16 protein-coding genes are annotated in these 14,666 nt (G+C 67.9%); 2 read left to right on the top strand and 14 right to left on the bottom strand.

Features of this window, described 5'->3' with window-relative positions:
- Nucleotides 1-118: 118 nt before the first annotated feature.
- From ACZ4Z3_RS21065 to ACZ4Z3_RS21010, 12 genes are all read right to left on the bottom strand, one after another.
- Nucleotides 119-1,285: a DUF3631 domain-containing protein gene (locus ACZ4Z3_RS21065; RefSeq protein WP_468502434.1), complete on the bottom strand. Its 1,167-nt coding sequence runs from the start codon at nt 1,283-1,285 to the stop codon at nt 119-121.
- The gene (locus ACZ4Z3_RS21060) at nt 1,282-1,617 is read right to left on the bottom strand and encodes a hypothetical protein (protein WP_468502433.1); all 336 of its coding nucleotides are present in this window, start codon (nt 1,615-1,617) and stop codon (nt 1,282-1,284) included. Before ACZ4Z3_RS21060 ends, ACZ4Z3_RS21065 begins: the two co-directional genes overlap by 4 nt.
- Nucleotides 1,618-1,703: 86 nt before the next feature.
- On the bottom strand, nt 1,704-2,621 hold the full coding sequence (locus ACZ4Z3_RS21055; protein WP_468502432.1) for a bifunctional DNA primase/polymerase: 918 nt from the start codon (nt 2,619-2,621) through the stop codon (nt 1,704-1,706).
- Entirely contained in the window at nt 2,618-3,346 is a 729-nt protein-coding gene (locus tag ACZ4Z3_RS21050) for a DNA methylase (protein WP_468502431.1), read from the bottom strand. Before ACZ4Z3_RS21050 ends, ACZ4Z3_RS21055 begins: the two co-directional genes overlap by 4 nt.
- A 91-nt stretch (nt 3,347-3,437) precedes the next feature.
- Nucleotides 3,438-3,893 carry a hypothetical protein gene (locus ACZ4Z3_RS21045; RefSeq protein ID WP_468502430.1) on the bottom strand — a complete coding sequence of 152 codons (456 nt, stop codon included), beginning with the start codon at nt 3,891-3,893 and terminating at the stop codon, nt 3,438-3,440.
- Between the two features lie 169 nt (nt 3,894-4,062).
- The gene (gene traB / locus ACZ4Z3_RS21040) at nt 4,063-6,138 is read right to left on the bottom strand and encodes a plasmid transfer protein TraB (protein WP_468502429.1); all 2,076 of its coding nucleotides are present in this window, start codon (nt 6,136-6,138) and stop codon (nt 4,063-4,065) included.
- 12 nt (nt 6,139-6,150) lie between these two features.
- Nucleotides 6,151-6,702 carry a plasmid transfer protein TraA gene (gene traA / locus ACZ4Z3_RS21035; RefSeq protein WP_468502428.1) on the bottom strand — a complete coding sequence of 184 codons (552 nt, stop codon included), beginning with the start codon at nt 6,700-6,702 and terminating at the stop codon, nt 6,151-6,153.
- 19 nt (nt 6,703-6,721) lie between these two features.
- Nucleotides 6,722-7,219, bottom strand: a complete 498-nt coding sequence (locus ACZ4Z3_RS21030) for a hypothetical protein (protein WP_468502427.1) — start codon at nt 7,217-7,219, stop codon at nt 6,722-6,724.
- 47 nt (nt 7,220-7,266) lie between these two features.
- On the bottom strand, nt 7,267-7,647 hold the full coding sequence (locus ACZ4Z3_RS21025) for an RRQRL motif-containing zinc-binding protein (RefSeq protein ID WP_468502426.1): 381 nt from the start codon (nt 7,645-7,647) through the stop codon (nt 7,267-7,269).
- Entirely contained in the window at nt 7,647-8,528 is an 882-nt protein-coding gene (locus ACZ4Z3_RS21020; protein WP_468502425.1) for a DUF2637 domain-containing protein, read from the bottom strand. Before ACZ4Z3_RS21020 ends, ACZ4Z3_RS21025 begins: the two co-directional genes overlap by 1 nt.
- A complete protein-coding gene (locus ACZ4Z3_RS21015) occupies nt 8,525-8,854 on the bottom strand; it encodes a hypothetical protein (RefSeq protein WP_468502424.1) in 330 nt (109 codons plus the stop codon). Before ACZ4Z3_RS21015 ends, ACZ4Z3_RS21020 begins: the two co-directional genes overlap by 4 nt.
- A complete protein-coding gene (locus tag ACZ4Z3_RS21010) occupies nt 8,851-9,120 on the bottom strand; it encodes a DUF6284 family protein (protein WP_468502423.1) in 270 nt (89 codons plus the stop codon). Before ACZ4Z3_RS21010 ends, ACZ4Z3_RS21015 begins: the two co-directional genes overlap by 4 nt.
- Before the next feature lie 468 nt (nt 9,121-9,588).
- Here ACZ4Z3_RS21010 and ACZ4Z3_RS21005 point away from each other — a divergent pair, with 468 nt between their 5' ends.
- Nucleotides 9,589-10,347, top strand: a complete 759-nt coding sequence (locus ACZ4Z3_RS21005) for a GntR family transcriptional regulator (RefSeq protein WP_468502422.1) — start codon at nt 9,589-9,591, stop codon at nt 10,345-10,347.
- Nucleotides 10,328-10,945: a GNAT family N-acetyltransferase gene (locus ACZ4Z3_RS21000; RefSeq protein WP_468502421.1), complete on the top strand. Its 618-nt coding sequence runs from the start codon at nt 10,328-10,330 to the stop codon at nt 10,943-10,945. Before ACZ4Z3_RS21005 ends, ACZ4Z3_RS21000 begins: the two co-directional genes overlap by 20 nt.
- A gap of 564 nt (nt 10,946-11,509) precedes the next feature.
- Here ACZ4Z3_RS21000 and ACZ4Z3_RS20995 read toward each other — a convergent pair.
- Together ACZ4Z3_RS20995 and ACZ4Z3_RS20990 are read right to left on the bottom strand one after the other, a co-directional pair.
- On the bottom strand, nt 11,510-12,076 hold the full coding sequence (locus ACZ4Z3_RS20995) for a PIN domain-containing protein (protein WP_468502420.1): 567 nt from the start codon (nt 12,074-12,076) through the stop codon (nt 11,510-11,512).
- Nucleotides 12,077-13,082: 1,006 nt separating this feature from the next.
- Nucleotides 13,083-13,838, bottom strand: coding sequence for a GTPase family protein (locus ACZ4Z3_RS20990; protein WP_468502419.1), 756 nt, complete (start codon nt 13,836-13,838; stop codon nt 13,083-13,085).
- Between the last annotated feature and the right edge of the window lie 828 nt (nt 13,839-14,666).

The following is a 14,666-nucleotide window of genomic DNA, read 5'->3' as shown; positions in this document are numbered from 1 at the left end:
TCCGCTTCCTTGCAGGTCAGAGCCTTGTCGGAGGTAGCGGGAAGGGGTAGCGGTAGCGGATGGCGTGGCGAGGGGTAGCGGGCCGCAGGGGTGCGACCCGCTACCGGGTTTGTGCAGGTCAGGTGCTGGTTTCGATGCCGGGTAGCGGGAGTAGCGGATTTTCCGGGGGAGGGGGGCAGTAGCGCTGCCAGGCGTCGTGGAGGTCCGTGGCGTAGTAGCCCTTGAGCACGCTTCCGCCGGTCTTGATGTTGCGGGAGGTGACCGGGTCGCCGTCGGCCGTGACGTACTCGGAGAGCATCCGGGAGAGCCGGCGGGAGTCGAGTGGCTTGCCGTTGAAGTCGGCCCATGGTGCGTCGTCGAGGGCGTTGAGCCGGTCGAGGATGGCGACGGTGGGCAAGCGGTCGATGCCGAGCATGACGTGGTCGCGCAGGTCGGTGAGCAGGCGGATGCCGATGCTGCCCTTGTCGTTGGCCTGCGATGCCTTGACCAGCATCAGGCACGCTTCCCGTGCACGCTGCGGCCAGTCGCCGCCGGCCGCGTCCGCGATGGCGATCAGCGGTTCCCACACGTCCGCCGGCCGGTCGGCAACCCCGTCGGGCATCTCGGGGAAGGAGTCGGTGACCTGCTCCTGTACGGTCTCGGTCCACTTGGCGAGCCGGTCGCGGAGTTGGTTGCCTTCCCGCACGTGGATACGGGTGCGGAACTGCTCCACCCGCTCGTTCCTCGCGCGGCGGCGCATTCGGATGATGACGGAGCGGGTCATGATCGTGTCGGGGAGGTTGCCGAGTCCGGCGACGGCGACGGCGCAGTACGAGGGGAAGCCCTGTACCTGCTGGTTGGCGCCGTCTCCGACGCACCGGTACATCACCCGGCCGCGAGTGTGACCGGCGTTGATGAACCCCCGGAGCTGCTCGTTCTCCCCGGCCTTGGGGCCAAAGATGGTGTCGATCTCGTCGAAGAGGATCGTGGGCCGTCCGCCGTCGACCCCGGACACGGACCGGAACAGGGCGGCGGCGGACGCGTCCACGGCCGCCATGGCGCGGGGGACGAGGGTCTCGACGACTTCCAGCGCCCGTGACTTCCCCGACCCTGGTTCCGGGGACAGGAAGGCGAGGCGGGGGGTGGAGTCGAAGGCGTCGAGCAGGTGAGCGTGCGCGTCCCACAGCGTGACGGCCACGTACGCGGCCTCGGTGGGGAAGACGTTGAACCGGCGGTGGAAGGCTTCCACGTCGTTGAGCAGTGCGGCGCCGTCGATGGCGGGGGTGGTGGGGGTCGCCTCGCTCATGCGGCGGCCCTCCCTTCCTGGGGGCTTCGGAGCGGGCAGCGGGTGCGGTGGAAGGTGTAGTTGTCGATCAGGTCGGTGACGGCCCGCTGGCCGCGGGCGGTGTCGGTCTTGCCGCACGCGCAGGCGTAGGCGGCGGTGGGGATGGCGGCGGGCCGCTTGGACCAGCGGGCGCCGTCGTGGGGGTGGCGGTAGACCGGCGGGGCGTAGATGCGGATGCCGGGACGTTCCGGCGTCGGGTCGTCCGGGTCGGGGAGCCGGGCGGCGTCTGGCTGCGGCTTCGGACGAAGGGCAGAGGGGACGCCCTTGCGGGCGGCGCCTGTCGGCTCGCCCACGGCCGCTGTGTCCACAGGCTGTGGAGCGGCGTGGGGGCCGGTGGGGGTGTTGGTAGGGCAGTCCAGGGCGGGGGGAGTTGGCGCCGTCATGCCGCCTCCCGTGGGGTGGCGTGGGCGATGACCCAGTCCAGGGCGCTGCGGATGGTGGTGCGGCACTCGGCCGGCGGCAGTCCCGTAGCCTCCCCCGCCCCCTGGATTGCCTGCTCCACCACGTGCCGGGGGATGTCGCCCCACGCCACGAACCGGGCGACCTTGCAGGCGCTGCGGTGCAGGGTGTTGTTGCGGCCGTTCGGCCCGCCCTCGGTCGCGGAGGCGATGACGGCGCACTCGCGCTCCAGCGCCACACGTGCGGCGCGGGTGCCGTCGTGGACCCGAACCGGCACCGGAGCGGGCCGCTCAGACTCGCGCAGCAACGCGGCGATCCATGAGGGCAGTTCGGCGACGGGCGCGTCGTGGGTGACCTCGTATGTCCCGTCGGGGGTGGTGCTGCCGGGGGCGACGACGTAGCCGCCCCATGCGCGGGTGTCGATGTGCGGTCCGAGACGGTCCACGCTGCACTTCAACCGCATCCCGGCGGGGGCGGTGAAGTAGAGGTGTTCACCGCGCGCGGTCCGCACCCGGTAGGTGTCAGGGAGCACCTGTCCGGCGCGCTCGCAGAGCGCCTGCAACGAAGTGGCGCCGTCAGGCGCTCCTTCTGGCTCTTCCGCCTTGACCGGGTCGAGGTCGATGACTAGCAGCCCGGCCGGACCGGTCGCGATGCCGACGTTGTACGGGCGGGCGGTCCACGCGGCGCGGATCAGGGCGGGGTCGGTGGTGGCGCGCTCCTCGGGGGTTCGGTGCCCGCCGGCACACCGCCCGGTGCCGGGGCATGCGCGTTCGGCGTGTCCGGCGGGGCGCTTGCTGTGGGGGTGGAGCGGGATGACCGGCCATCCGCGCTCGGCCACCGTGAGGGCGGACACGAGCAGCGGCAGACGCTCCGGGGCAGCGGTGAGGATGCCGGTCATGCAGCCACCCCCACGCGGGTGCGGGTGGCGAGGTAGGCGCGGCCGATGTGCTCGCTGTAGGCGGGCGGGATGGCCTCGGTCAGTTCCTCGCGCACGTCGGTCCAGTCGATGCCGAGTGCGGCTTGCAGCTCCGGGACGGACGGTTTGCCGCCGCCGTTGCCGTAGGCGGCCACGTACGGGCCGTCGTAGAAGCGGCCGTGCCGGTAGCCGCGCACCCGGCCCCGGTGCGGCACGTGTGCCGGCTGCTCGATGCTCCAGCCGCCCAACTCGAAGTTGCGGTGTCGGATCACTCCGAGACCGAACATCTCCCCACACAGGGTCAGGTCTTTGCGGATCTTCGCGCGGCCGTTGGGCTGCTCGATGACGTACGGCAGGCCCGCCTTGTCGAGCAGTTCACGGGTGGGCGCCACGAGGTCGATATGCGAGCGGCCCCAGCCCTGCGAGGCGTTCGTGCCCACGGTCAGCGCACACCCGTGCTGGCACGGCGGGGAGGCGTGCACGAACGCGTACCGGCGGATCTCGCCGGTGGCGATCAGATGGGCGAGGTAGGCCAACGCGTCGCCCCGGTGGTACGGGAACGGGTAGTTGGGCCGGTGGGCGATGTCGCAGCCGCGCACGGTGAATCCGGCGCGGGCGTAGCCGATGGCGGCGCCGCCGGCGCAGGAGAACAGATCCAGCAGTAACGGCCGCTGGTCGTCTCGCCGGATGTCGGTGGGTTGGGTCATGCTGGGAGACCTCCACAGGTCTGTTGAGGACTAGGGAGACAAGGGCGGCCCCGCGTTCTTTGGCGAGAGGTGGGGGCCGCCCTTGGCGTAGCTACTGGTAGAAGCGGTTCCGTTTGATCACGGCCTTGCGGATGTTGACCGTGGTCCCGCCCCCGCTGTGTCGGGGGCCGAGGACCTGCACGGCGATCCAGCCGCCGAAGATGACGGCGGCGAGGATGATGAGCTGCTGGACGAACGCGGCGAGTGCGGCGATGAACGACGTGAGGAGCACGAGCCCGCCGCACACGGCGAGGAAGCCCACTCCCCCGAGCGCGACGTTCACCGCCGTACGCGAGACGGCCGGCCGTGTCTCGGCGGGCGCCGGGGCCGGGGCGGGTGCGGGGGTGAGGGTGTAGCCGGTGACGACCCGCCCGTCGGGGAGCACGACACTCTGCACCGCCGCAGCGGTGCCCGGCGGGGCGGGTACGAGGGGCGCGGCGGGCGGGTGCACGGTGATGGGTTGGGGGTGGTGGACTTCGATGGCCGTGGAGTGTTCGGGGTGGACCACGGGGCCTCCCTGGGGATGGCGGCGGGCCCGCGTCGTCGGGTGTGACGCGGGCCCGTGGGTGGGTGTGACGGGTAGGTGTGATGTGGTGTGACGGGTCGCTGTGATGGCGCGTCACACGCGGGTTTGCCTAGGGGTTTGGGTGTGACGGTGCCGTCACATGTGACGGGTGTCAGGCGGCCGTGAGGGTGGGGATGATCCGCCACCGGCCGGTGGTGTTCGTCGCCTCCAACCGGCCCTCTTCGGCGGCTTCCTTCAGGCGCTTGGACACCCATGAGCGGCCGAGGTGGTGCTTGTCGCACCAGTCGGTGAAGTCCTTGGGGCCGACGACCATGCGGCCCTCGTTCTCGAACTCCACCAGCGCCTGGTCGAGCAGGCGGCGTGCTTCCTCGCCCTTGGGCTTGCGCCCGGTCTCCTGTCCGAAGATCGGGGCGTCGTCGCCCTCCTCCGAGGCGGGGAGTTCGGCTTCGGGGTCGATGTGGTCGTCTTCGGCATCGACCAGGGGCCCATACCCGATGTCGTCCACGTCGTCCTCCTCCACGGCGGCGGGCCCGGCGTTGGCGGTGCGGCCGGTGTAGGCGTTTCCGGCGACGCTGGACGCGGCGCCGGCGGTGATGGGGTCGGCGGTCGCGCCGTTGCGCTGTGCCCAGTCGGCGAGGACCTCCATGAGCGAGACCGCGCCGGGCCCGAACCCCCAGGTGCGGCCGGGGGAGGCGTAGCGGGACTCGTCGACGCCGGGGGTGACGAGATAGCAGTAGCCGGGGCGGCGGTTTCCCCACGCGCCGGGGTGGGCGCCCGCGTCGAGCACCGTGTCAGGCAGGGAGAACGACTCGTCGCGGGGGTCGCAGCCGAGTGCGATCACGGACGGCAGGGACGCGCGGGTGCTGGTGGACATCTGGTCGTACGACGGCCGCTGGAGCGACACGACCAGAGAGACGCCGGCGGAGCGGGCTTCCTGGGCGATGCCGGTGAACGCGTCATCTCCGAGGTTCCGCAGCGTGCTGGCGGCCTCTTCCATCCACGCGACCAGGTACGGCATCCCCACGCACCCGCACGCGCGGCCGTCTGTGCGGCAGGTGTGCTTGGGGTCGTTCTGGGCTTCGGCGGCCGCGGGGACCCACTGGCGGTAGTTGTGCTGGCCCAGCCACCGGGTCCGAGCGGGGATGACGGCCTGGATCGCTTCCACCATGACCTCGGTGGGGGTGCCGCCCTCGGCGGCCCAGTCGATACCAGGGAGCAGGGGGCGGAAGTCCTGGAACATCTTCGGGTCGGACAGCCACAGCAGCACATCCCGCCGGGACAGGATCTCCGTCTGAAGGTTCAGGGCGGTCTCGCCCTTGCCCGACCCGGTGCCGCCCGCGACCAGCACGTGGGTGCCGTTGCGGCCCGCTTCCGGGTCGCCGGGCAGCCACAGGTACATGGGGGAGCCGTCGTCGTAGCGGCCGATCACCAGCGGTTCGGCGATCGAGCCGCCCAGGTTCGACGGGCCTTGCCAGTACGCGGGCTGCGCCAGCATGTCCTCGGGGACGATGACGAGTTCACCGCGCCGGGAGGAGCCGGGGTCGGGCTGGTAGCGCACGGCGGACGTGGGCAGATCCAGCGCGGACGCGATCCGGCCCAGAGCCTTGGACACGTCCTCGTTGGTCTGCTCACCTGCCTCCACCGCGAGCGGGGCGGTGACCCGGTTCGGCTCCACCTTCGCGTCGCCGATCTGCGCCCGCGCCAGCCCCACCTTCTCCAACAGGCCCTTGTCGCTGCTCTGGCCGGCGGGGTCGTCGTTGCGGCGCAGGATCATCCGGATGTTCCACGACAGCGCGAACACCGGCCCGCCGATCAGATACATGTCGGCCAGTGGCCCGGCGGTCGGCCCGGCCAGGCACGCGGCCGTCGTCCACGCGGACGCCGCGGCCACCGTGATCGCGGAGTGCAGGCGCCGCTGCTGGGTGGTCGACCGTCCGGCCCACCACGTGACACCGGTCAGGGCCACGGAAGCGAGGGTGAGGCCGACCCCGGCGCCCGCGCTCTGCTCCCACTTCAGACTGCCCAGCCCGCCCGCGATGCCGACCCCGGCGGCGGCCACCCACGGGGGCAGGTGCGGCATCGCCCGACTCAGCAGGTACGCGCCGATGCTGCTGCCTCCACCGTGGGACTCGCCCGGCAGGAGACCGGTACCGGTGTAGTCGGCGACCAGGCCGTTGTCGAGGAAGTCGGTGTGCCGCACGCGGCGGCCGTTGCTGTTCCTTGCCATCGGTCGACCTCCCTACTGCTGGTCCCAGTTCATGACCGGCTGCGCGGGGCGCCGGGCACGGTGACGGACGCGGTTGATCTCTTCCTCGAACTCCTGCTGGAACGTCGCGTAGCAGGCGGCGGCGTTCTTCGCGGCGCTGCGCAGGTCATCGGCGGCCCGGTTCATCTTCCGGGCCACCTTCGCCGCCCGGATGCGAGAGCCGAACGCACGCCCCTCCGGGTCCGGCACGGCCGCCAGCACGCCCTTGAGGATCTCGGTGCCCATGGCGACCTCAATCGACAGAGTCACGGCCGCCGCACGCAGGGTGTTGCAGTAGTGCCGCACCAGCGCCGGGGAACTGAAATCCGGGGCCGGGAGCAGCGCTTCGGCGTGCGGACGGCCGCCGCCCGCACGCGAGCCGGCGGCGCGCTTGTTGTTGTTCACGGTGACGTTGATCGGCGGGACGATCGACCCGCCGAGCGCGCCGACGAACCCGCCGGCGGCGGCCCCGGCGTTGGCGAACTTGCCGGTCTTCGGGTCGTTCACCGGCCCGCGCGCACGCTGGCCGTTGTTGTTCTGCGCCATGGAGACGATCTCCCTCGGGTCAGCGGGACGGGCGGACGAAGAACCAAGTGGTCTGCGCGGCGATCAGGATGAGCCACCACAGCAGCGGCAGCGATCCGGCGAGCGGGCCGAACCCGGCGGCCAGCGCCAGCCACACGGCGGCGAGCGTGGCGAGCCCGCCCAGCCCGATGCGCCAGAACAGCACCGAGCCGGACGCGGGGCGGCGGCGCTGCATGACCAGCAGCCACACCAGCGGCGCGGCGGCCAGCGGGGCGACGACGAGAGAGGACCACCAGCCGATCAGGTGCAGCAGCCCGGCCACGACGAACGCGAGCACGGCGAGACCGGTCGGGGCGAGCACACGGCGGAAGCGCCACAGTGTGCGACCGAGGAAGCCGAGGGCTTCGCGGGTCAGGGAGGGCTGTTCGGGGACGACGATGACGAACGGGTCGGAGCGGCGTCCGCGCTGACGCGGGATACGGACGGTGTGGACACCGGCGGCCGACTTCACGGTGCGGGAACGGGTACGGCTGGACACAGCGAAACTCCCAGGATGGAGGGTTGGTTGAGGGTGCTGTGCGAGGTTCAGGCGGCGGCCTGCTCGGGGTGGGCGCAGAGCACGCACATCCCCAGCGAGGTCGGCAGGCAGTAGCTGTAGACCACCCGGCACTGCGGGCATGTGCGGCGGGCCAGCATGGCCAGGGCCAGCGCACCCCACTTCCGGGAGGTCATCGGGCGCACCGGCTTGGCCAGGTCGATGCGGTACAGGTAGGAGACGCGAGGGCCGCCGGCGCGCCGGTTGTAGCGCATCACCTGCGCCGCTACCGGCTGACCACCGGGCCGTAAGCCCTTGGTGCGGAGCTGGCGGCGGGTGGCGTAGCCATCCGGGGCCATCCGCCAGGGGTAGGTGGGGATGCCGTAGCGGGCCCCGGACGGGTCGAAGCACTTGCTGTAGGCGGTCGGCATCACTCACCGCCCACGGCGACCAGATGCGGCCGGTCGTTCTCGTCGGCGCTGCGGACCGCGAGGATCTGCTTACGCGCCCACGACTCGCTCATGCCGTACGCCTCACCCAGCGCACGCGCGGACAGCGGGCGTGCGGCCTGTACGGATTCGGCGTACGTACGGCGTGCGTCCTGCCGCATCCGCTCCAGCTCCGCATCCTCGAACTGAGCCTGGCGAGCGGCTTCCTCCTCCGCACTCAGCTCCGCCGTGCGGGCAGTGTGCGGGGCGTGCGGATCGTCGGCCCGCACGGCATCCGCACGCTCCTCCACCTGCGCCGACACCACCGGAGCAGGGGCCGGACGCGTGTCGGCGGGGGCGGTGTCGGGGAGGTCGCGCGTGGTGTCGGCGGGGGTATGCGGACGCCGTGCGGATTCATCCGCACACTCCCCGTCCGGGGCCCGCACGGCGGCGGTGGGCTGGTGGTGCAGCACCTTGGCCACCAGGTCGGAACCGAAGTAGATCGACCCCACCGGGAGGGAGGTGGCCAGCAGCACCAGGGCCCAGTTCGCGGGGTCCCAGTCGGCCAGCCGTCCCCAGTCCACGGCCCGGCCGTGCAGCTCGGGCACAAGGCCGTGGACGTAGTTCAGGACGAGTGAGGCCAGGGTGTAGACGGCCAGCACCCGCAGCGCGAACCGCTTGTCACGCTGATCGGTCAGCACGAGCGTGGCGACCAGGGCGAGCGCCATCAGACCGTCGACCACGAACGGGTACAGGGTCGCGGCGGTGGCGTCCGCGCCGACCACGCGGGCCACGTCCCGCAGCGCGTTCCATGACACCCGGAACGCCATGACGACCACGGCGACCAGGGCCAGCACCAGCAGCGTCTTGCCGGTCCGGTTCATGCCGCGCCCCCGACCAGTTCGGGGGCCCGTACGTCGCCGTAGCCGGTCAGCTCCAGCGTGGCGCCCGCGTAGTCGGCGGACGCCTTCAGTACCCGCGTTCGGCCGTTGTTCTGCTCGCGGTAGACGACGGCGTCCGGGGCGATGCCCAACGCCTCCCGCCACGTCTCGAAGTCCGGCAGGTCGCGGTGGAACCGCAGCTCCAGCCGGTCCGGGTAGATCGGAGACACTTGTACGTCCGGCGCCGGCAGGTGCCCGAAGTCCACCGCCAGCACACGCAGCACCCGCAGCGCGGTGGCCAGGTCGTCCAGGGTCAGCGTCTCGCTCACGCCCCCACCCCCGGCAGGACCGTGACGGCCCGGTTCGCCAGCTGGCGATGCGCGGCCAGCACCTTGCGCCGGGCCCGGCGGATGCGCTGGTGGTCCACCTCGGTCGGCATGCGGTCCAGCAGGCTGATCCGCACGTCCAGCAACTCGACCTCCGCCTCGATCAGCGGCGTTTCGACCGCGATGGCGTCCAGCTCCGCGATCGTCGGCTCGCAGTCGAACTCGTCGGCGGCGGTAACAACCGCCTGAACAGCACCGATGTGCTTCATGGGTCGTGCTTCCTCTCGAAGGGTGGAACGGCCCGAACCGCACCCCCGGAGTTGGCCCTCCGGGGGTGCTCGCCGTTGAAGGAAAAGCCGCGCGTCATGCGCGGTCGCGGCCACTGAGGAGCGGCCGAAGTGCCCCGCACCGGACTCGAACCGGTCGGGATGCCGTACGGGGCGCGCCGGTCTTCTCCGCCTTGTTTCCGACCCCTTCGGGCAGGCGGACCACGGGTTACCGGCAGTTCCCTGTGTGAAGTTCTCAAGCAACGGACGCTGCCTTCGTACTCACCCCTGCGGGGCTTTCCTCCGGGCGCTCTTGTACGGCAGAACCGTACATGACACCCCATCCGACTTGTCTGGAGGAGTGCCGCTGGGCAAGAGACTGCACGAGTCGCGCTTGGAGAGTCAAGCCCCCTGGTCTAACTTGTACGGAGGAGTTGGAGCAGAGGAGTCACATTGCCGGTGCGACGCGGTATGACGAAGGCGCAGGAAATCGCCTATGACCTGCGCGAACAGATCCAGTCCGGCCAACTGTCGGGGGGTGAGGCGCTCCCCAGCGAGTCGAAGATGATGAGCCAGTACGGCTACAGCCGTGAGACGGTGCGCGCCGGCGTTCGCCTCTTGATCGAAGAGGGCTTGGTCGTGACGGGACAGGGGCAGGGGAAGTACGTCCGACAGGACTATCCGCCGGTCGTGTGGAACTGGACGACTTTGGAGAGCCGGAGCCGCCATGCCACGGCGGTTGAAGGGCGGACCGCTGGTGACCAGTGGGCAAGCGCGATCGCCGAAAACGGCAACGCCCCACGCCAAGACATCACGGTCTCGATCGTGGAGCCCCCAGCCCACGTGCGTGAATGCCTCGAACTCCCTGCGGACGGGCTTGCAGTTGCTCGCAAACGGGTCCGGTTCATAGACAACCAGCCGTACGCGCTGGCTGATTCGTACTTTCCCCAGGCACTTGTCAGCGGTACACCCCTGATGGAGCCACGTGACGTATCGGCGCCAGGTGGGGTACTGGCTTCATTGGGCCTCGTGCAAACCAAGTACAGAGACGAGATCTCAGTTCGAATGCCAACTCGTCAGGAGGCTGAGCTACTTGCCCTTCCCGCGGCAACACCAGTCGCAGAGCACACTCGAACCGGCTACGACGCGGACGGCCGTCCCCTCCGCTGCATGGTCACCATTCTTCCCGGAGACAGGCACAAGATCCTTTATGAAGTCGACACGGACTGAGTACCTCCGCCCTGCGGCGGCGGAGGACGTACCCGCCCTCCTAGCTCTGCGCGTTGAGGCTGAGGGGTGGCTACGCAGCAAGGGCACGGACCAGTGGAGTGACCCTGAAACCGGCGAACGGGCCATAGCGAAGTGGCGCGCCAGCATAGACGAGGGACGCGCATGGGTCGTCGTCGGCGAGTCTGACGAAGTGCTCGCAACAGTCAGTCGGGGGCCGGTTGACCGAGATTTCTGGACGGACGATGACCGTCCAGAGACAGGGCTGTACCTGTACAAGCTGATGGTCGCGCGTGAAGCGTCAGGGCGGCACCTTGGCGCACGTGTCATTGACTGGATGTCCCGGCTCGCAGCGCTGGAAGGGCGAAGCTGGGTGCGCATCGACACCTGGCGCACCAACACAGGGCTGCACGCCTACTACGAACGGCTTGGCTTCATGCACGTTCGCACTGAAACGCCGTCACATAGGCGCTCTGGATGGCTCGCGCAGCGCCCGGCGGGTGCGCTCACCATGCCTGATGACCTCTTGTCCGTTGGCGTCCCGGAGAAGCCGCATGGGGACATGCCCGCGCGCGTCGCAGTGCCGCTTCAGAACCGCTAGCGCTGGTCGGTCACGCTCCGCTCTGTTTAAGGCTCGCGCGCGCCAGCCGCTGGTGGCGCGCGCAGCGAGCCTTCCTCCCGTAGAAGCGGCCTCGGGCGTCCGGCCGTTCGTACGGTGGCACGCTCGATTTGGGTGGAGCCAGACCCGCGCTCCGGGGGTGGGGCCTAATGGCAGACGGTGATGTGCGTCGGTTTCCCTGTCTCAGCGGTGGGCACAGCGACTTCGAAGATGGGTTTGGGATGATTTAAGAGGTTGCGAAGGTAAAGAACATCTAAAGAATGCCTAAAGCATTCGTTGTGTTCTAGTCAGTGTCGGGTTCCAGTACTACGCTCCGTCACTGAAGGTGCAGCGTAGCGACGGAGCGTAGTACTGGAACCCGACACTGACAGCCCATGCTTGAATCGTGGATGCCCTGTGTGATCAGTGCAGGTCGTGGGTGTTGTCACCAGCCGTAGGTTCAGGGCAAGAAAAAACCTGACCCACAAGGGGTCAGGTGAGTTATGAAGAGACCGTATCGCTAGAAGACTAGTCCGTCAAGTTCTGGCGGAAGCTGGCTTGGCAGATCTACCAACCAGCTGGGCGACTGTAGGGCCCGACAGGATCGGGCATCTGGTGCTGCTTAAAGTCTGCAGGCGTTAGCTGCTTCCACCAGTGAGAGCCCACACCATCCTGCGGGTTGCCCCTCAGGTCGCCAGCCAAGAACCCCGAGCCTGGGTTGACCAGTCCCACCGGTACGCGCTGGCGCGCCTCAGCCAGGGGGAAGCGTAGGTCGCTGTCGTTGGAGATCACAATCGCAGCGTCTATCGCTCCGCCAAGCACGTCGAGCAGAAGGTGGGACGCGACGTTCACGTCGCTGCCCTTCTCTTCGCTGTTTGCGACCGATGCCATGAAGATCCCTGATTGAAGGGGCGTGCCACCATCCTGAACCATGATCGGCCAGTCTGGAGCGACAATCTGGGGCCGGCCTCTGCGGTCCTTTCTCGCTAGAGGCGCACTCTTGACCCGATAGACGTACTTGCCGTACTCGATGTGATCGACGCTGTTATGGGCCACCAGCGCCTTCAGGTAGATGTCCTGGTCACGCTGCGCAGAGGGGTTCGTAGCTGCATTGATACGAGCTGTGCAGTACACGATCCTCTCAAGGGTGGCGCTAGGCCAGATTGGAGTCGCGCTGAGCAGTGAGCCTGCCAGCCCCCGAACGTCTAGCCAACGCCAACCGGTTGTTCCTCGGCCGCACAGGCCACGACCGCCGTAGTAGACGTTGTACGCGTCTACGTACACCCCAATGCGCATCCTCGAAACCTAGCACCAGGGCAGTGCCGCTGATGCCCAGAAGGCATGTACGGCAGTGAGCCGCTTCAACTTTAAGGCGACCGCTGCGTGCCGCTGACTGAAGAGCCAGCAGCGAGCCCAAACCTACGCCTGGCATGGTCGGGCCAGCAGGGAAGAACGAGTGCTCGCCAAGCAGCCCACGGCTGACGATGACCCATCCCTACCTTCATCGCCGGGTGTGCCCTAGCCAAGGCGGCTGCCGGGGGCTCATGTCCACCCGGTGCCCGTGCGGCCAACCTCTGGCCAGCGGGCTGCAAGCCGCGCCCGACCTGAGGGGGTTCTTCCGCGGGTCAAGGCGCATCGGGCTGTGCAGGACCGGCCGATCTTGAAAGCCCTCACCGCCTGGTCCGTCAGACTTTCCCTACACCATCAAGCCCCGCCCTTCCGGGCGGGGAGGAGGGGTCCTTCACTTCCGCATCCCCGCGGAGGCCAGCCGGCCTCCGCCGTGGCGCACTTACGGGGCCATGATCACTCGCGCCAAAGCAGCTCCAGGCCAAAGGCGCTATGCCGGCCACTCGATACGACGCATCCCAAGGGGGTGGCCGTGAGCGAACTCGACGTGTCGGCCTGCGCATCGAGGTCGACTGAGTCGCCAGTGGTCCCCATATTTATCCGAAAATCCTGTGATAGAGCCACTTGATGCCGTCCCATGCCACGTTGGCACTCTTGATTGTTTGCGATAGCCATCCGAAGCCGGCAGCATCCAGCCATTCACAGAGACCGGTGACTGCGCTCTTTGTTTCTCGAACTACGGATCCCTTGGCGCTGGCAGCAGCCCGGAGGAGCCGGCCAAGCTCGGCGTCAGTTAGGTTCTCGATGTTCGCCACAGTCTTCTTTCCCGTCGCTCATCGGTTCGCTCGTCGCTGGCTTTCATGACTTGATCTCGGACCCTCTCAGGGATGAAGTCGAACGGCCCGAAGGCCTTAATGGGATCAAAGATCCAAGCTCTTTTGGTGTCGGAGCAGGATGTGATCATCCCGGAAAAAAGCTCCTGAAGTCCGTATAGGTTGCTTGCGGAGTACGGATACATTTCGACGGTTCGTCCCAGGATCGCTGAAATTTTCACGGAGCGGTCTCGAATAATTTCCGCGATGATTTCCTCTTGATCCTCGCTTGGCAGGTTGAGGCGGTAATTCCAGTCCATTGGATCGGCTAGGTCGATTTGATTTACCCCGAATACGATCTTCTCGTGATGATCGGCCAGGAGTTGCAAGTAACCCTGATCGATTGCAATGGCACGCTGGCGTGCAGCCAACACCCACAGGACGACGTCGCAGCGGCCTAGGTTGCTTTGATACATCTGGAGGTAGTCGGGATCGCGTGCTACGTCCTCCCCGAGCCCCGGTGCGTCAACAATGCGAAGCTTCAGTTGATCTCCAGTGAGCGATGTGGGATTCGCTGTGACATTCAGGTCAACATTGAGGAACTCTTTGGTGCACGCCACTGCGTGACTGATCGGCAAGTGCGTCTTGAACATCGCATTGATCGTCGAGGACTTGCCCGTTCCCGAGGTTCCGATGACGCCGATCGTGGGTGGGTACTCGCGCAGGTAATCCGCCATGGACGTGCTTACTTCATCTGCGATATCCGGAGGGAGCGTGAGCTGCTCCGTGCTCCCTGAAGAGATTTTCGACTTGCTGTGTAGACGCGTCATGGCAACCTCGTGTTGATTGCATAGGAAGCAGTAGGACATGGACGGCGGTAGCCCGTTCCAAATGTCAAGAAGTCACTGCTGTTGGCCTGGACGAGTCAACTCTCAATCTTAGATCACTCCTACACGTCCGGCCACTCGGGGAACCTTCAGTCGGCCTTAGTCGAGTGAGGAGGCCTTCAGAGGGTGATGCACAGTTTGTCTAAAAGGCTGACCGCGAGCGGTGATCTTGGCCAGAGTGATGAGTCGCTATTTGCCGCAGTGCAACTGATCACGAACTCGATCGTCGGATCCGGGCAAGGCTCGACGGACCACAAGCCGCCTCATCGTCTGCATGGCGCGATGCAGCGAAGTTCAGCAACCAAGGTGACCGCGCGTGACCGGGCCCAATCGCTACCGGCCTCGTAACCAGTCCACCAGGCCTAAGCGATCCTCACGCCCGTAGTTCGCATCGAGGAGCGCAACTGGCAAGGGGTCAAGGTAGCGCAAGTATGGTGGCGGCCCTGCCGCTCAGTCTCAACGGCATTCCCATCCGTGGAAGTTCGCGCCCGTTCAAGGCCGTGTCAACCGAGGGTGACACGCAGGATCTGAACGGCCCTGAACTACCAGGAACGGCAACCAGCAGAGCTGGACAGCGTGTTGGGGGCGCCCGCGCACGAGACGGAAGATCGCCGGCTCCCCCCCTCCCGGCTGGAACACCAGCCCTGCCTGGGTCGGGCGCGAGCGTCGGCGCTCACC

The sequence above is a fragment of the Streptomyces sp. NPDC030296 genome (assembly GCF_055572815.1).
Note: the sequence above shows the minus strand (reverse complement) of the source record. Positions and strands in the feature narration are given on the sequence as shown.